Here is a 17,017-nt window from a genome sequence, read left to right as displayed (position 1 = left end):
TGGACGGCCGTTCATTCGACCGTCACCGTCTTTGCCAAGTTTCGCGGCTGGTCGACGTCGCATCCTCGATGCACCGCTACATCGTAGGCGAGAAGCTGGAGCGGGATCACCGCAACGACGGGTTCGAGCCAAGGCGAAACAGGCGGCACGGCAATCGCTGCATCGCACAGTGCTGCGAGCTCGTCGTCACCTTCGGTCACGATGGCCGTGACCGGCCCGCCCCGTGCTTGGATCTGTTCGATGTTCGAGACCATCTTGGAGCGGAGGGCATGTTGCGTCGCTATGGCAACCGTCGGGAACGCCGGTTCGATGAGGGCGATCGGCCCGTGCTTCATCTCGCCTGCCGCGTATCCCTCGGCGTGGATATAGGAAACTTCCTTGAGCTTGAGCGCACCCTCCATGGCGACCGGGTAGGCGAGGCCGCGACCGAGGAAGAGTACGTGCTCGGCCCGGGCGAGCTGAATCGCCCGCCCGCGGAGTGCATCGCGGCGGGCGATGATCGTGGCAACCGCACCCGGGAGGTGGGCAAGGTCCGAGAGATGACCGGCAAGCTCGGCCTCGGTGACACGCCCCTTGGCCATCGCCAGCCTCAGAGCGAGGAGGTAGAGCGCGACGACGGCCGCGGTGAAGCACTTGGTGCTCGCCACTCCACGCTCCAGGCCGGCGCGGGTGTAGACCGTGCCCTCGGCGACCCGCGTCGTCTGCGCGCCTTCGGTGTTGCAGACGGTGATCTGCAGGGCGCCCGCCGCGCGAGCCACGGCCATGGCTTCGAGAACGTCCACCGTCTCGCCCGACTGCGACACGCTGATCACCAGCGTGCGTCCGTCCAGGACGGGATCGCGATAGCGGAACTCGCTGGCGTTGTCCGCGAAGGCGGGCACACGGGCGAACGCCTCGATGTATCGCTGACCGAGCATCGCCGCATGGAGGCTCGTTCCCATACCAATGAGCACGACCCGCTCGACCTGAGCCAGGCGGGCCGCTGCACTTCCCAGGTCGTCGAAGTACAAGGCGGCCGGGTCGAGGGTCGCGAGACTCCAGATGGTGTCGGCGAGCGCCTCCGGTTGTTCATGGATTTCCTTGAGCATGAAGTGGGGAAACTGCCCCTTGAGCGCGGTCACGGGGTCGATTGGGATCCGCTTTCGCTCGAGCCGCACAGGATCGCCGTCGACGGTGGCGACTTCGATGCCCCCCGACGTTACCCGGGCGACTTGCCCGTCGGCGAGAAATGCGACCTCCTGCGTGATGGGAAGGACGGCCGCAAGGTCGCTCGCCACGACCGTCTCACCGTTGCCGAAGCCGACGACGACGCCGCCGGCGTTTCCCAGTCGGGCGGCGGCCAGCACGTCTGGTTCGTCGAGGCTCATTGCGACGATAGCCTGCGAGCCTTCCAAGCGGCGCGCGGTCTCCCGCAACGCCCGGAAAAGGTCTGCCCCCTCCCGTATCCGCTCCTCGAGCAGGTGGGCGAGGATCTCGGTATCGGTTTCGCTGCGAAAGGCGTGGCCACGCGCCGAGAGCTCTTCCTTCAGCGAGGCGTAGTTCTCGACGATGCCATTGTGGATGACCATCGTGCGGCCGTCGCAGGACGCGTGTGGATGCGCGTTTTCGTCGCTAGGCCGTCCATGGGTGGCCCAACGCGTATGTCCAATTCCCACGGTTCCGGCAGGAACGTTGCTCAGCGCAGACTCGAGATTGACGAGCTTGCCCTGCTTCTTGGCGATCGAAACGCCATCACCATCGAGGACGGCAATCCCAGCCGAGTCGTAGCCGCGGTACTCGAGATCTCGGAGGGCTTGGAGGAGGATGGGCACGGCGGGGCGATTCCCCACATAGCCGATGATGCCGCACATAACGACTGCTCCCTTGAGAAAGGCCAATGCCTGAACTGGAGCACGCAGCTCTTTCCCGCACCTCGCCGGCAACGGCGACGGTGCAGAACGTCGATGGTTCCTGGAGCAGCTTTGTCGACGGGCTAGGGTAGGGCCCGTGCACGTGGTACGCTTTTGTCACCCAGTTACCTGGCGTGGTTTGTGCGTCACCTGCGGCTGTGCAGCCGGGGGGCCATCCGCCGAATGGTTCGATCCTGCCCCCGCCTCGTCATCCGCGCATACACGCGCGGACCTGGCGCTTGGTGTACCTGCTCCCTGCGTGCCGTGTCCGATAGTGCTTCCGTTCCCTTGGCCACCTCCGTTTCGCCATCTGCCTTCGCAGTCTCTCGGGAATGCGGCGGCCCCGTCAACTCTCCCGCCGTGAAATCCCTGCGAACCCGAGGAAATCATCCTCCCACTGGAGCACAGCCCGGATGATGCGGGCGTCGAGTGGATACGGGCGCGCCTCGACGCCCCGCCGCTGGAACTCCTCCGCCAGCGCGCTGGCAATCACGTCAATCGGCTCCACGTGGACGCCAAGCTCGCGCTCAGTCTCGAGAATCAACTCGACGAGCTCTCCTTGGAGCTGAATTCCCTCCTCTTGGAGCTGCTCCCAAACCCATTCGGCGCATTCGGTGAAGAGCGCTCCCTGCAAGCGACCGGTGGACGGCACGGACGCGACCTCGGTTCGTTCTCGTGCTTAGCGTTCGGCCGCGCGCCTGATTCGGTCAAGGGGCGGGAGCTTCGGAGCCGGTAGCCCCGCCTCCGAACGGAGGCGCTTGAGCCTAAGGACGTTCTTCCGGTCGGGGCCGTGGCCATCGAAGCCCGGCACTTCGAGCAAGAAGGGGACCTCGGCGACGGCCGGGTGCGCGATGAGCGCTCGGAACCCCACCGTCCCGAGGTGGCCCTCGCCAATATTCTCGTGGCGATCGCGAAACGTGCCGCGGGGAAGCTTGGTGTCGTTAGCGTGGACCGCAACGAGGCGGGCGAGGCCAAGTTCACGGTCGAGCTCCTCGAGGGCAGCTTCCAGCCCGGCGGGGCTGGCGATGTCGTACCCCATGGCATACGCGTGGCAGGTATCGAGGCAGATCCCAACATTGGGCGGGCTGCCCATCGCGCGGACAATTGCGCCCAGCTCGGCGAAGTGCCCGCCGATGCAGTTCCCCTGGCCGGCATTGTTCTCGAGAATCAGCAGCGCCGGATTCCCGGGGTCGTCGTCGAGGACGTTGCGGAGCATCCCTGCGATGCGCTCGACGAGAGCGCCGTCGAACCCAGCACCGAGGTGGCTCCCAACGTGGAAAATCGTGCCCACCACCCCCATCCGCCCAGCGAGTCGGTGGTATGCCAGGAGTGAAGCTAGCGATTTTTCGAGGATGGCCTGGTCCTGGCTCCCGAAATTCATCAGGTAGACGCCGTGAAAAAAGACGGGCATGCCAGACGCTTCGCGCACCCGGTTGAACCGCTCGATTTCGTCGTCGCCCAGGGCGGGCGCCTTCCACTGCTGAGGAGGACTGACGAAAAGCTGAATTGCCTCGGCACCGATCGCTCGAGCGCGCTCGAAGACCAGGTGCGGCCCTCCAGCACTCGACACATGGGCTCCGATTCTCATGCTCGATCAGTTCCCACCGACCTGGCCACCCCGGCGATCGCCGGTAACGGTCCTATTCGCAAGCTCCAGAGCTCCTCGAACGCGAAGCCGGCGGCTTCGATGACCTCCCGTGTATCGCGATTCGGGTGGCAACCGCCGCCGAGACGCGCCCAAACGGGCGTCACCGCGTGTAGGATTGCACGCCCCAGCCGAGCCTGTGCGTTGACATGCTCCCAGAACAACAATTTGCCCCCCGGTCGAAGGACGCGGCGGATTTCCGCTAGCGCCTGTGCGGGGTCCGGTATCGTGCAAAGTACGAGCGTCCCGATGACGGTATCGAACTCTCCGTCTGAAAAAGCGAGTGCCTGAGCGTCACCATCGCGGAGGTCGAGCTCGATGCCGGGCGGCCGGTGACGCACGGCGCGCTCCCGCATGTAGGGGTCCGGTTCGATCCCGACGTACTCGATGTCCGCGGGAAGGTGCGGCCAGTTGGATCCGACACCGTAGCCGATTTCGAGGACCCGGCCCTCCGCCTGGCCGACGATACGCCGGCGGAGCCGCCGTTCGCGGGCACTTTCGTGCCGGGCCAGCCAGTCCCAAGCAGCTGCAAATCGCCGATGTCCGGTCGTTGCGGGCACTCGTCCTCCCGTTCGTTGACAGGATGTTGCGCCCCTACCAAGATCCCGCCCAACGGGGAGGGGCAGGGATGTTTCCAGACGCGCCCAACACAGGGCAGCCGCTTTCGGGACTCGTGGTTCTCGATTGCACCATCTGGCAGCAGGGCACGTACGCCACGGCAATGCTGGCAGATTTTGGTGCCGACGTCATCAAGATCGAAGGTCCCGACTCTCCCGACCCGGGCCGCGGCCTCAGCGAGGCGTACTTCGAGAGCCACAACCGGAACAAGCGCGGAATCGTGGTGGACCTCAAACATCCCGAAGGTCGCGAAACCGTCCTGCGGCTGGCGGAGCGAGCGGACGTCTTCGTGCAAAACATGCGCCAGGGCGTCATGGAACGGCTCGGCCTCGACTATCCGGCCCTCAAGGCGAGAAACCCGCGGATCATCTACGCCAGCGCGTCGGGATATGGATCCCGTGGTCCGCACGCCAAATGGCCGGCGATGGATATCCTTGGCCAGGCGCGCGGCGGAACGATGATGATGCAGGGACCGCCAGATCGACCGCCCGTCTTTTCCTTCGGCGGGATGGCGGACCAGGTCGGTGCCATTTCCCTCAGCTACGGCATCCTGCTCGCGCTCATCCACCGCGCCCGCACAGGCGAAGGCCAGCATGTCGAGGCATCGCTCCTTGGCGGCCAGGTCATGCTGCAGTCGTTCAACATCACCGGCACGCTCTTCACGGGAGACGTCCCGCCGCGACGGAGCCGGGAAGATGCCGCACCGCTCTGGAACGTGTACCGCTGTCGAGATGGCGGATGGATCGCCCTGAGTATGGCCCAGCTCGGGCGGTGGTGGGTGCCGTTTTGCGAGGCCGTCGGCCGACCGGACCTGCGCGACGACCCGCGCTACAACGCCCTCCCCGCCCACATGGAGCACCGCCGTGAGCTGATTGCCGAACTCGACCGCCTCTTCGCAACCCGAGACCAGTGGGACTGGGTCGAAGACCTATGCAACCGCGGTCTACCAGTCGCGCCGGTCCAGGACTACGCTCAAGTCATCGCCGACCCGCAGGTTATCGCCAACGGCTACATCGTTGAGTACGAACATCGCTCCGGCGAACGTAGACGGATGGTGGGGCCTGCCGTCCAGCTCGAGCGAACACCCGGAGCCATTCGCCGGGGCGCCCCGGAGTTCGACGAGCACACTGAACAAGTGCTCCTGGAATTCGGGTTCGACTGGGACGAAGTCGTTCGGCTGCGGGCAGCCGGCGCCGTAGGAAGCCGCGGCCCGCGGTAGACGAAACCCTCTCTTCGCTTTAGGATAGGGGGGTACCCTGTAGGAGGCGACATGACCCCAGAGGTCCAACGCCAAGCGTTACGGCGCATCAAGATCATCGCGGGGCAAGTCGCGGCGCTCGAGAAACAGCTCGAAGAGAACCGTTACTGCATGGATATCCTCGACCTGTCGCTGTCGATTCAGCGCGCCCTCAGAAGCCTCGATGCGCTCGTCCTCGACGGCCATCTCAAGACGCACGTCGTCGAAATGATGAAAGGTGGCGAAGAGGAGCGCGCGATTGCGGAATTGCAGCGCCTTTACCGGACACAGGGACCAAGCGAACCGTAGTCGACACACTTCAGGAGGCAGAAATGGCTCAGACGATCGAGCTCAGCATCGACGGAATGACCTGCGACCACTGCGTGAACGCCGTCACCTCGGCGCTCAAGAGCGTGCCAGGCGTCGCGGACGCGACGGTTAGCCTCGCGGGAAAGTTCGCCCGCATCACCGGCGAAGGCCTCGACGCCAAGAAGCTGATCGAAGCCGTTCGGGAAGAGGGCTACGAAGCGGCGGTCCGGTAGCCCGCCCTCCAACCTCGGCCGGAGGTGTTCCGATGTCGGCGAGGACAGCTGCAGAGCACGCGGTGACCCTCAGCGTGCAAGGCATGACCTGCGCATCGTGCGTGCGGCGCGTGGAGCGGGCGCTGAGCCGAGTCGAGGGCGTCGAGTCGGCGTCGGTCAATTTCGCTGCCGAAACGGCGCGGGTAACGCTCGGTGCCGACGTGCCCGTGGAGAAGCTCATCGCGGCCGTCGAGAAGGCCGGTTATCACGCAGCACCGGTGAGCGCCAGTGAGCGGCCGAACCCTGGGGACCTGGCCCAGAAAACGCTCCTCCAGCTCATCGCCGCGTCGGTCTTTGCCGTTCCAGCCGTGTTGCTCGCGATGGCGATGGATATCGCAGGACTCCACCTCTTCGGCAATCCGACCCTCCACGCCTGGCTCGTGATGGCGCTCGCCACGCCTGTTCAGTTCGGGCTAGGGTGGCGCTTCTACCGGGGAGGGTGGGCGTCGCTCAGGCAGTTGAACCCGAACATGGACGTTCTCGTTGCCCTGGGCACCAGCGTCGCGTACTTCTACAGCGTTTGGGTTGTCATAACTGGCAGAACCGACACCCACATGTACTTCGATGTCAGCACCGCCGTCCTGCTGTTCATCTCCATGGGCAAGTACTTCGAGGAAACGTCGAAGGGCGCCGCCTCGCAGGCCATCCGGGCGCTGCTCGCCCAGGCGCCGTCGCGCGCGTCGGTGCTTCGCGACGGCGTCGAAGTGGAGATACCCGTGGAAGAACTCCGCGTCGGTGACCGCCTCATCGTCCGGCCAGGGCAACGGATCCCCGTCGATGGCATCGTCCTCGAGGGAACGACAGCCATCGATGAGTCGATGCTCACAGGCGAGTCGGTGCCCGTCGAGCGGAAGCCCGGCGACCGCGTCATCGGTGGGACGGTGAACCAGTACGGCGCGGTCATCGTCGAGGCCACCGCGGTCGGCGCCGACGCCGCACTCCAACAGCTCGTGAAGCTCGTTGAGGAAGCTCAAGGCTCGAAGGCCCCAGTCCAACGGCTGGTCGACCAAGTGGCGGCGGTTTTCGTGCCGGTCGTTATCGCCCTCGCGGGGGCCACCTTTCTCCTCTGGGGGCTCACTGGCGGCGACTGGCGTCAGGGCATGACGGCCGCAGTCGCCGTACTGGTCGTGGCCTGCCCGTGTGCCCTCGGACTGGCGACACCGGCTGCCATCATGGTCGGTACGGGGCTCGGCGCATCGCGCGGGATTCTCATTCGAAACGCAGCGGTGCTCGAGCGCACCCGCGCACTGGACGTTGTCGTGCTCGACAAGACCGGTACGCTCACCGAAGGGCGACCTCAGGTGGCCGACGTCATTCTGTTGGCTGATTACCGCCGCGAAGAGCTGCTTCGACTCGCAGCTGCCGCCGAATCTCCGAGCGAACATCCCCTCAGCCGGGCAGTCGTCGATGCGGCAGTCGAGTCCGGCCTCGAGCTACCACGGGCCACCCAGTTCGAGGCGATCGCTGCAAGAGGAGTCCAGGCGATGGTCGAGGGCCGGCTCGTCCAGGTCGGCAATCTCGCCATGTTCGAAGAACTCGGCTACCCAGTCGACGCTGTCCGTGACGATGTCGAAGCGCTGGAACAGCGTGGTCGTACAGTGGCCCTGGTCGCCGTCGACGGCTTGCTCGCCGGGCTCCTCGGGCTCGCCGATGACTTGAAACCGAACGCGCGACGTGCCATCGAAGCGCTCCAACGGCTGGGACTCCGGGTCGTCATGTTGACTGGCGACAACGAACGCGCTGCAGCAGCTGCGGCGGCTGCTGCCGGCATCCACGAGTTCCGCGCCCGCGTACGCCCCGAGGACAAACTCGCGTTCGTTCGTGAATTGCAGACGCAAGGGTTGGCAGTTGCGATGGCCGGAGACGGCGTCAACGACGCCCCAGCGCTCGCCCAGGCGGACGTCGGCATCGCCATGAGTACGGGCACCGACGTGGCGATCGAGGCCGGGGACATTACGCTCTTGCACGGCGACGTAGCGAAGATTGCCGAGGCGATCGCGCTCGCCCGCGAAACACTGCGGACCATCCGCCAGAACCTCGTTTGGGCGTTCGGCTACAACGTGGTCGCGCTTCCCATCGCAGCGCTCGGCCTGCTCAATCCGCTGTTCGCGGGAGCCGCCATGGCCCTGAGTTCCGTCAGCGTCATGGCGAATAGTCTGCGCCTCCGCTCCAAGGCGCGTACTCTCGCGCGCGCAGCTGGGAATGAATACACCGCCCCTGTCCAGGGGGTGTTCGAGGCGAACCGAGGTCCAGTGGTCGCTATGGCGCTGGCGTTTGTCCTGCTGGTAGTCCCGCTGATCGTTTTCACGAGCATCGACCGCGGCTGGCTGGGCAGCAACGAAACAGCCGACCACGGCACCGGTGGGCATGGCTGAGCTCCGTCCGAACAGGGCACGAGGCTGCTTACGCCACGTTCCGACTACGCTTGCTAGACTCAACCCATGAAGCGTTCGAACACCCGGCCCGTCCGCGCAGGCTCGGTCGTCATCGGTGGCGGAAATCCGATTGTCGTTCAGTCGATGTGTGCTACTCGAACGACCGACATCGATGCGACCGTCGCCCAGGCCCAGATGCTCCATCAGGCAGGCGCTGGTTTGGTCCGCATCGCCGTCGACAGCGTCAAAGATGTGGCCGCGCTCGCCGAAGTTCGGGCGCGCGTACCTGAAGCGAACCTCGTCGTCGACCTTCAGGAAAACTACCGTCTGGTGACCCAGGTCGCACCCTTCGTCAATAAGGTGCGATACAACCCTGGCCACCTTCACCACCACGAAAAGCAAAAATCAGTCCGTGACAAGGTTGCGTTCATTGCCGATACGGCCGCCAAGCACGATCTCGCCATCCGCATTGGCGTAAATTGCGGTTCCGTCGACCCCGAGATGGACGCGAAATTTCGCGGAGCGGACCCTCCGGAGCTCGACGGGGTCACCGCAATGGTCGAAAGCGCGCTCGAACATTGCCGCATCCTCGACGACCTCGGGTTCGATCGGTACGTCGTATCGTTGAAGGACTCCGATCCGCGGAAAGTGATCGAAGCGAACGTACGGTTCGCGGAAGCCCGTCCCGAAATTCCCCTCCACCTAGGCGTCACCGAGGCGGGGATGCTTCCCGATGGGGTGATCAAGACGCGCATCGCCTTCGAACAGCTTCTCTCTCGGGGAATCGGCGATACCATCCGGGTTTCGCTCACGCTCCCCTTCGCCGAGAAGTGGCGCGAAGTCGAGGCAGGCCGGCAGATCATCGCGGACGTCGAAGCCGGCCGGTTCCGTTCGGTGCCGAAGTTCCTCGATGGCGGCCTCAACATCATCAGCTGCCCGAGCTGCAGCCGAGTCGAAAACGAGGCGTTCGTCGACCTCGCCTTCAAGGTGAAAGAGATGACCGCCTACGCCCGTGAGTACGACATAACCATCGCGGTCATGGGCTGTCGGGTAAACGGGCCCGGCGAGACCGACGATGCCGACCTCGGTCTCTGGTGTGCACCCACCTTCGTCAACCTCAAGCGTGGCGAACAGGAACTCGGAGCGTACCCGTACGACACGGTCCTCGACCGCCTGAAAGAGGAGCTCGACCGTCTGATCGACGAGCGACGCCAACGCGAGGCAGCAAGAACATCCGGAAAACCCCTGTAGCTTGCGAGGTCGAGGACGGGCACGTAGGCTCCCGGAGTGGCTGTCGCTACGATTCGTGAAATTTGGCAATTCCCAGTGAAGGGAATGGCCGGCATTCCCATGGACCGCGGGCGCCTGACGCTTCAGGGCCTCCCGGGGGACCGGATGTATGCCTTCGTGCGAACCGACCGCGTCCGGCCGTTTCCTTGGCTGACCATGCGGGAGTTTCCTGGCATGGCCGCTTGGACGCCGGAATGGCGGCCGACCGGATCCGGACGAGACGAGCTGCACGTCCGCACCCCGTCAGGTGCTACCCTCCCTGTCACCGACCCGGGGCTCGAGAAGGCCATTGCGACAACCTCCGGCCTTCCGGTTCGACTGCACGCGGACTACCGCGGCAACCCGGACGTCGCTCCCCTTTCGATCATCTCCGTGGCGACCGTAGCCGCCATCTGCGAGCGCGCGGGGCTCAGCGCCGACCCGCGCCGCTTCCGCATGAACCTCGTCATCGACGGGTTGCCGGCCTTTGGCGAAGACGAGTGGCTCGGCGCTGAGGTCCGCGTCGGGACCGCGCGCCTCGCCATCGTCGCGAGAGACGAGCGCTGTGCCGTCATCACCGTGAATCCGGATGGCAGCGAGGACCGCCAGCCGCTCGTTCTCGATGCAGTCGCGAACTTGAATCATGCCTGCGCCGGGGTGTACGCCGTGGTTTTGGAGGCCGGTGAGGTGGCCCTGGGCGATGCCCTCGTGGTGGATGCCGCAAGTTGACCTTCGCAGAATCGACACATCGCCCGGGTATCGCCTTGGGCAAGATAGGAGGAACACAAAAACGCCGGGGTCACGGCCCCGGCGTTTGGTTGCATGGTGGAGACGCGGGAGAGTCGAACTCCCGGTCCAGAGAAGGTCGGCTCCGGATTGTCCTACAGGCTTTCCCACCGATAAGGGTCTTGCCGGGTGACTGCAGTGGTGGTCCCCACGCCACCCGGCCAGCCGATGAGTCTTTCGCGAGCTTTATCGGCGTCGGCCCGCGGCAGCCTGGCTTTGGTGACGCCCTACCCCAGTGCTACCAGGCCGGGCCCTGGGGAGGACGGCTCCGCACTAAGCGGCGAGAGCGAGTTGGCGAGTGTTGCCGTTTATTTTTGGCCGCCTGATTAACGAGGGTGACAGCCAACCTCGGCCTGCTATCCGGCTACCTGGCTTCCTGTCGAATCCTTTCGTCCCCGTGATACGACGAGCATAGCACAGGCGTTCGACGAGGTCAGCCCCGTCGCCGCAGGGCCTCCTCGAGTGCCCGCTGCTGGTCGCGCTTTTTGACGACCTCTCTCTTGTCATAACGCTTTAGACCGCGTCCCATGCCGAGCTCGACTTTCACCTTGCCGCGCTTGAAGTACATCGAGAGCGGGATCAGCGTTAGACCACGTTGTTCCACCATCTGGGCGATGCGTCGAATCTCCTTCTTGTGGAGCAAGAGCTTGCGATCCCTTGTCGGGTCATGTGTCGCGTAGCCTGCGTTTGCGTACGGCGCGATGTGCGCCCCGAGAAGCCAAACCTCTCCGTCCTTGACTCGGGCGTACGCCCCTTGGAGCTGCACCTTGTGGTCGCGGGCGGACTTGACCTCGCTCCCCGTCAAGGCGATACCCGCCTCGAATCGACTCAGGATTTCATAGTCATGGCGGGCTCGGCGATTCTGGACAATCGTTGTATCGGACATGGGAAAGCCAAAACGGGAGCGGGCCCATCGCGGCGATGGGCCCGCTGACCGGCATATTACCGTGACGCGACCTCAGTTGCCGCGCAGGATCTCGATAGCCTTGAACAACTGAATGTCCCCGTTTTCGACATAATCATCGTAGCTCATCGGTACCTCCACGTCGGGCTTCACTCCCAGGCCCTCGATTTGGTCGCCTTTGGGTGTGAGCCAGCGGCCAACCGAGATGTACAGAGCACCGCACCCTTTGGGGTCGCCGCAACTCTTGAGCTCGTGCAGCTGGTTCACGGTACCCTTTCCGAAGCTTCGGGTGCCGACGATTGTCGCACGACCATTGTCGCGGAGAGCGGCGGCCAGCACCTCCGCGCCGGACGCACTGCCTTCGTCTTGAAGGATCACCAGCGGAATGGCGGTGAGGATCCCGCCACGTTTCGCGCTCCAGGATTGGACCTTTCCGTCGGCATCCTGCTCCGTCAGGATGGTACCCGAGTCCAAGAATTCGTCGGCAACATCGACGGTGGCCTGAAGGAGGCCACCCGGGTTGCTGCGAAGGTCCAGGACAAGACCGCGGTAGCCCTTCGCCTGAAGGTCCCTCGCCTTGGTTCGAAGCTCGTCGACGGTTCGGTCGTGGAATTGGGTGATGGCGATGTAGGCGATATCCGTCACTGCGTTACCGTTTCGATCCACGAGACGGTTACCACTCTCCCCGGGAATCACCTCGAGATTGGGCTCCAGGAAGACGCTTTCGAGGGGGATGTTGCCGCGCGTGATCGTGATCGTCTCGATCGTCCCGTCGGTATGCTTCACCTTGAGCGTCACCTGCGTGCCCGAGGGACCGCGAATCACTTGCACCGCCTGGGTCTGCGTCCACCCCTCGGTCGATACACCATCGACCTCGAGGATGATGTCGCCTGGGCGGATTCCGGCTTTCTCGGCGGGCGAATCCCTGAACGGTGCCACGATGGTGATCGCACCGCTGCGGTCGGAGACGGTCGCGCCGATGCCGTCATAACTTGACGATAAATCGAGCGCGCCCGCTTTCAGTTCTGCTGGAGTCAGATACTCCGTGTGCGAATCGTTGAGCGATCGGATGATTCCATCGATCGCTGCCTGACGGAGCGTTTCCGGGTCGAGCGCCGCCTTGTCGACGTACCTGGTCTCGAGGAGCTCCACAATCTCGTCGATGATGGCGGCACCGATCGTGTCACTGCTCCCGGATGCCCCCGCGGGCTGGGACGGGGCGGTCGGCCCGTCGTCGCTGACGAGGTCGTGGACGGCCCATCCGAGGCCGAAAGAGAGCGTGAGCATGCTGAGGAGAAGAAAGACAGCTACCGCAGCGCGGGCGAGCTGTTCGCCGCTCCCGGGCCGGGAAGTATCGCGGGGGATGTCCATGGAGGTCCTTCGCGCGGCTGCCGCGCTGGATGGATGATATCGCGAGTGTACAAGCGGCGATCCATGGCCTTCAATTTGGCGATTACCCGGCATTTACGCGGTCTCGGCCTTGCTCGTTCCGGCCTTGGACATATTCGCACTATATAGGTTATGTTGAAATAACCGTAGGGGTCCTCCCCCCGACGCCTCAGGGTCTCCCCTTATGTCGCAGGTTGTCACCGAAGCACCACCCGGGCGTCACGACCTGCGCATTGTTCTGTCACCCAGCGGACCTGAACAATCGGCACAGCCGCCCGAAAACAAAGGCACCACCGGTTTCAAATCGGGAAACCGCCAGCCTAGGGCAGCACGGGCAACGGGGGAGAACACCAATGCAGTGGCCGTCGACCTTCAACGAAGAAACGGGACAACCCTCCGGCGAGCTCCCGAACCGCCTGCCTCTCGAGGAACAGCAACGGCTCGTGATGCAGTATGCGCCGTTGGTCAGGCGCGTCGCGAGAACGCTGCCGCTGGAGATCCCCGGCCTGCTGGAATTCGAAGATGCGGTCGGTTATGGCACCTGCGGCCTCGTCGAAGCCGTCCGTCGGTACGACCCCACCAAGGGGACGAACTTCCACGCCTACGCCGTCCAACGCATCCGTGGGGCGATGATCGACGCCTTTCGACGCATGGACCGTCTGAGTCGAACGATGCGCCAAAAAGCGCGCGACGTTCAGCGTGCCCAATCCGAGCTCGAAAACCTCCTGGGGCGAACACCAACGGAGTCGGAAACAGCCGAGCACATGGGCGTCTCTATCGAGCAGTTCCGAGAGACCGCCTCCCAGGCTCGCTGGGTCACGGTCTCGCTCGACCGAATTTTGGAGCGCGACGACGACGGCGATTCCTTCCCGGCGGCCGAAATGCCAACGGCCGAGGAGGACCTCGACTTCACGCGGACCTTCGAGGAAAAGGAACTGTACGAGGACTTGGCACGTTCCGTGGCCCAGCTGCCGGAGCGCGAGCGCCTCGTCATCAGCCTCTATTATGTCGAACGCCTGACCATGCGCGACATCGCCGCAGTGCTGCAGGTTTCGGAGACGAGGGTGAGCCAACTCCACGCGCAGGCAGTCAAGCGACTTCGGCGGTCGCTCCTTCGAGACGCGGCTTAGCAAGGCGGCGGCTACGCAGGGCGCCCGACCGGCGAAAGCGATATTGAGACGGCCCAGAACAAGGGCCGTCTCTGCATTTGCAACTGCACAACTCGGGGCCGGTCACCAACGTGGCGAGCGCGGTCCGGGATGGTTGGGCTTTCACCGGCCAGACCCCTACTAGGCGCGCCGAAGCTGCCGAAGATAGAGAGTGAGCCGGAAACGCGTGACCCTCATGCGGGGGCATCCCGGTTGCCGGCAGAAGTTCGCAAACCCCGCGGCGCCCGAACGGTCGCCACGGGCGGGGACTTTCTTGGGGGTGATGCCATGGCGGACCGCTTTCACGAGGGCTTGCGGAGCCAAGTCGCGTTCGTGACCCACACACGCGATTACCGCTCTGCCGAGGTCCTCCCGTCGCTTGCGCGCCACGGATTTACGACAACCGAACGGCCGCATGACCGGGAGACAGAACGACTGCTCGCCCAGTTCGATCCGGACCTCGTGGTGCTCGCCATCGACCCGCGCCACGATGACGATATCGCACTCGTGCGGCAGGTAGCCCGGGCCTGCAAGGCACAGATCATCGTCGTTGCGCCGGGTCCGCACCCACACGGGTTGGCGCTGGCTCTCGAGGCAGGGGCCGACGTTTGTGTTCGCGACACCGACGGGGGAGAGATGTTCAACGCCCAACTCGGCGCGATCCTCCGGCGGAAGACCTCGCCCATCGAACAGGAGGCGGAGGACGACGGCCCCAGTACGATCACCGTACGAGACCTGGTTCTCGATTTCGATCGGTGTCAGGCCGTCAGGAACGGGGAGTCGATCCCCCTCACTCCGACAGAATTCAAGATTCTCGCTTACCTCGCGAAGAACGCGGGGAAGGTCGTCAGCCCCGTCGAAATCCTCCGGGCTGTGCAGGATTACACCTACTCCGAACGCGAAGCGCAGGAGATCGTGAAGGTCTACATCCGCCGGATTCGGCGCAAGGTAGAGCTCGACCCGGCGGAGCCCAGCTACATCGTGAACGTCCGCGGATTCGGATACATGCTCGAACGGCGAAGCAATCGGCGTGATGCCGTTCGAGCGAGCGAAGCCGCCTGATCGGCGACGGGACTTTGCGAAATACGAAGGCGAGAGGCCCCGGAACTGTTCCGGGGCCTCTCGCCTTCACTCTCCCGACCTCAAATGGGCCGGGAAGAAATCCCTCGGCTACGCGATCGTTACCCCAGCGCACCGATAGACATCCTGGATCGCATTGAGCAGCGCGATTCCTTCGTTCATGGGGCGCTGGAACGCCTTCCGTCCGCTGATCAGTCCCATTCCCCCCGCGCGCTTGTTGATGACCGCCGTCTTTACCGCTTCCTTGAGGTCGCTTTCGCCGGAGCTCGCCCCTCCCGAGTTGATCAGGCCGACGCGTCCCATGTACCCGTTCGCTACCTGGTAGCGCGTGAGGTCGATCGGGTGGTCGGTCGTGAGCTTGGTGTACATCCGCTCGTCGAACTTCCCATAGCTGCCCTTCTGGTTGAGAACACGATAGCCGCCGTTTTGCTCGGGGAGTTTCTGCTTCACGATATCCGCCTGGATCGTCACCCCGAGATGGTTGGCCTGACCGGTGAGGTCGGCGGATGTCTCGTGATTCACGCCGTCCACCTTGAAACCCGGATTCCGGAGGTAGCACCAAAGAACGGTCGCCATGCCGAGCTCATGCGCATAGGCGAACGCCTCTGCTACCTCGACGATCTGGCGAGAGCTCTCTTCCGACCCGAAATAGATGGTCGCACCGACCGCGGCGGCGCCCAGGTTCCATGCTTCCTTGATCGTCCCGAACATGATCTGGTCGTACTTGTTCGGATAGGTGAGCAGCTCGTTGTGGTTGATCTTCACGATGAACGGGATGCGGTGGGCGTACTTCCGGCTCACCGCCCCGAGCACGCCGAAGGTCGAGGCGACCGCATTGCAGCCGCCCTCGATGGCGAGCAGCACGATGTTCTCGGGGTCGAAATAGGCAGGGTTCTTCGCGAACGAGGCGCCGCCCGAGTGCTCGATCCCCTGATCGACCGGCAGAATGGAGACATAGCCCGTGCCTGCAAGGCGCCCGTGGCCAAGGATGGACTGCAGGTTGCGCAGGACCTGAGGCGAGCGGTCGGAGTGCGCCCAGACTCGGCTGACAAAATCCGGGCCGGGAAGGTGGAGCGAGTCCGCTGGGATGCCTTGGCAACGATGTTCGAGCAGTGAGGTAGCTTCGTCACCGAGAATATCGGCGATGTCCGAGAGCGAAAGTTCACGCGTGGAGCGTTCGGCAAGGACCATCGATAGTGCCTCCTGAAGGGATCGGCGATGCGCTGGCCCGATGATACCGCGCGCAGCCGGAGCGGTCGCCCGCTGGTATTCGCCAATCGTATTTCTTTACCTTCGCTTCGGCTTCGTTGCGCTACGTTGGAAGCGACGCCGGGAGATTGGCTAGGAGAAGGAGGGCGCTGTATGCGCGTGCTTGTGGTCGAAGATGAAGAGGCCATCGCGGGGGCCATCGAGCGAGGCCTGACCAAACAGGGTTACGAGGTCGATGTCGCCCGTGATGGCGCCGAGGCCCTCGAGTTGGCGGCCGAAACCAACTACGACGTAATCTGCCTCGACCTGAACCTTCCGAGAGTCGATGGCATCGAAGTGTGCCGCCGCCTTCGCGAGGACCGGTACTCCGGCGGCATCATCATGCTCACAGCCCGCAGTTCGATTCGGGAGCGAATCGAGGGACTCGACCAGGGAGCGGACGACTACCTGGTGAAACCCTTCGCTTTCAGTGAGCTCGCGGCACGCATCCGCGCAATTACGCGGCGTGAAGGTTCCATGCGGGAACCGGTCATCGAAACCCGCGGGCTGGAGCTCGATCCGAACACCAACCGTTGCCGACGTGAGGGAAAAGAGATTCACCTCACCCCCAAAGAGTTCGCGCTCCTCTATTACCTGGCACGGAACGAAGGCCGGGCAGTGCCCCAGGAAGAGCTCCTCGAAAACATCTGGGATGAACATGCCAACCCCTTCACCCAAACGGTGAAGGTGCACATGAACAACCTTCGCCGCAAACTGAACGAAGGATTCGCGGAACAGCTGATCGAAACGATCCGCGGAAAGGGCTACGTCCTCTAAGGTGCGCGTGCCACCGTTTTCCCGGAGCATCCGTTTCCGGCTCACGGTCTGGTATTCCAGTCTCCTTCTGA

The 17,017-nt window shown here is 64.1% G+C and carries 16 protein-coding genes and 1 other RNA gene; 9 read left to right on the top strand and 8 right to left on the bottom strand.

From position 1 onward, the window contains the following. Window positions 1-11: 11 nt before the first annotated feature. The 4 genes from glmS to VAE53_RS05380 form a co-directional block, all read right to left on the bottom strand. Window positions 12-1,850, bottom strand: a complete 1,839-nt coding sequence (gene glmS / locus VAE53_RS05395) for a glutamine--fructose-6-phosphate transaminase (isomerizing) (RefSeq protein ID WP_322818348.1) — start codon at window positions 1,848-1,850, stop codon at window positions 12-14. A gap of 385 nt (window positions 1,851-2,235) precedes the next feature. Next, window positions 2,236-2,541, bottom strand: a complete 306-nt coding sequence (locus VAE53_RS05390) for a hypothetical protein (RefSeq protein ID WP_322818347.1) — start codon at window positions 2,539-2,541, stop codon at window positions 2,236-2,238. A gap of 27 nt (window positions 2,542-2,568) precedes the next feature. After that, window positions 2,569-3,459 carry a deoxyribonuclease IV gene (locus VAE53_RS05385; RefSeq protein WP_322818346.1) on the bottom strand — a complete coding sequence of 297 codons (891 nt, stop codon included), beginning with the start codon at window positions 3,457-3,459 and terminating at the stop codon, window positions 2,569-2,571. 14 nt (window positions 3,460-3,473) lie between these two features. Next, window positions 3,474-4,094 (bottom strand): class I SAM-dependent methyltransferase, encoded by a 621-nt coding sequence (locus tag VAE53_RS05380; protein ID WP_322818345.1) that lies wholly within the window; start codon window positions 4,092-4,094, stop codon window positions 3,474-3,476. 68 nt (window positions 4,095-4,162) lie between these two features. Here VAE53_RS05380 and VAE53_RS05375 point away from each other — a divergent pair, with 68 nt between their 5' ends. The 6 genes from VAE53_RS05375 to VAE53_RS05350 all read left to right on the top strand — a co-directional run bounded on the left by VAE53_RS05375 (window position 4,163) and on the right by VAE53_RS05350 (window position 10,343). Continuing rightward, entirely contained in the window at window positions 4,163-5,371 is a 1,209-nt protein-coding gene (locus tag VAE53_RS05375) for a CoA transferase (RefSeq protein WP_322818344.1), read from the top strand. Window positions 5,372-5,422: 51 nt separating this feature from the next. Beyond that, the gene (locus VAE53_RS05370) at window positions 5,423-5,698 is read left to right on the top strand and encodes a metal-sensing transcriptional repressor (RefSeq protein ID WP_322818343.1); all 276 of its coding nucleotides are present in this window, start codon (window positions 5,423-5,425) and stop codon (window positions 5,696-5,698) included. Window positions 5,699-5,721: 23 nt separating this feature from the next. Further along, complete coding sequence (locus tag VAE53_RS05365; protein WP_322818342.1) at window positions 5,722-5,931, top strand: heavy-metal-associated domain-containing protein; 210 nt, start codon at window positions 5,722-5,724, stop codon at window positions 5,929-5,931. A gap of 32 nt (window positions 5,932-5,963) precedes the next feature. Continuing rightward, window positions 5,964-8,345: a heavy metal translocating P-type ATPase gene (locus tag VAE53_RS05360; protein WP_322818341.1), complete on the top strand. Its 2,382-nt coding sequence runs from the start codon at window positions 5,964-5,966 to the stop codon at window positions 8,343-8,345. A 66-nt stretch (window positions 8,346-8,411) separates the two neighbouring features. Then, window positions 8,412-9,596 carry a (E)-4-hydroxy-3-methylbut-2-enyl-diphosphate synthase gene (ispG, locus tag VAE53_RS05355; RefSeq protein WP_322818340.1) on the top strand — a complete coding sequence of 395 codons (1,185 nt, stop codon included), beginning with the start codon at window positions 8,412-8,414 and terminating at the stop codon, window positions 9,594-9,596. Between the two features lie 36 nt (window positions 9,597-9,632). Next, on the top strand, window positions 9,633-10,343 hold the full coding sequence (locus VAE53_RS05350; protein ID WP_322818339.1) for an MOSC N-terminal beta barrel domain-containing protein: 711 nt from the start codon (window positions 9,633-9,635) through the stop codon (window positions 10,341-10,343). A gap of 94 nt (window positions 10,344-10,437) precedes the next feature. Here the strand turns inward: VAE53_RS05350 and ssrA are convergent. From ssrA to VAE53_RS05335, 3 genes are all read right to left on the bottom strand, one after another. Continuing rightward, window positions 10,438-10,797, bottom strand: a transfer-messenger RNA (tmRNA) gene (gene ssrA / locus VAE53_RS05345). A 36-nt stretch (window positions 10,798-10,833) separates the two neighbouring features. Next, window positions 10,834-11,286, bottom strand: coding sequence for an SsrA-binding protein SmpB (smpB, locus tag VAE53_RS05340; RefSeq protein WP_322818338.1), 453 nt, complete (start codon window positions 11,284-11,286; stop codon window positions 10,834-10,836). Window positions 11,287-11,358: 72 nt separating this feature from the next. Continuing rightward, window positions 11,359-12,675: a S41 family peptidase gene (locus tag VAE53_RS05335; protein ID WP_322818337.1), complete on the bottom strand. Its 1,317-nt coding sequence runs from the start codon at window positions 12,673-12,675 to the stop codon at window positions 11,359-11,361. A 371-nt stretch (window positions 12,676-13,046) separates the two neighbouring features. Between VAE53_RS05335 and VAE53_RS05330 the strand changes: the two genes are divergently transcribed. Further along, entirely contained in the window at window positions 13,047-13,823 is a 777-nt protein-coding gene (locus tag VAE53_RS05330; RefSeq protein WP_322818336.1) for a FliA/WhiG family RNA polymerase sigma factor, read from the top strand. A 306-nt stretch (window positions 13,824-14,129) separates the two neighbouring features. Next, window positions 14,130-14,903: a response regulator transcription factor gene (locus VAE53_RS05325; RefSeq protein ID WP_322818335.1), complete on the top strand. Its 774-nt coding sequence runs from the start codon at window positions 14,130-14,132 to the stop codon at window positions 14,901-14,903. 108 nt (window positions 14,904-15,011) lie between these two features. On the opposite strand, the gene VAE53_RS05320 is transcribed toward VAE53_RS05325, so the two are convergent. Further along, window positions 15,012-16,112 (bottom strand): class I fructose-bisphosphate aldolase, encoded by a 1,101-nt coding sequence (locus VAE53_RS05320; RefSeq protein WP_322818334.1) that lies wholly within the window; start codon window positions 16,110-16,112, stop codon window positions 15,012-15,014. A gap of 171 nt (window positions 16,113-16,283) precedes the next feature. On the opposite strand from VAE53_RS05320, the gene VAE53_RS05315 reads away from it, so the two are divergent. Continuing rightward, entirely contained in the window at window positions 16,284-16,946 is a 663-nt protein-coding gene (locus VAE53_RS05315; protein ID WP_322818333.1) for a response regulator transcription factor, read from the top strand. Window positions 16,947-17,017: the final 71 nt, after the last annotated feature.

The organism is Tepidiforma sp. (assembly GCF_034432735.1).
Classification (GTDB): domain Bacteria; phylum Chloroflexota; class Dehalococcoidia; order Tepidiformales; family Tepidiformaceae; genus Tepidiforma.
Note: the sequence above shows the minus strand (reverse complement) of the source record. Positions and strands in the feature narration are given on the sequence as shown.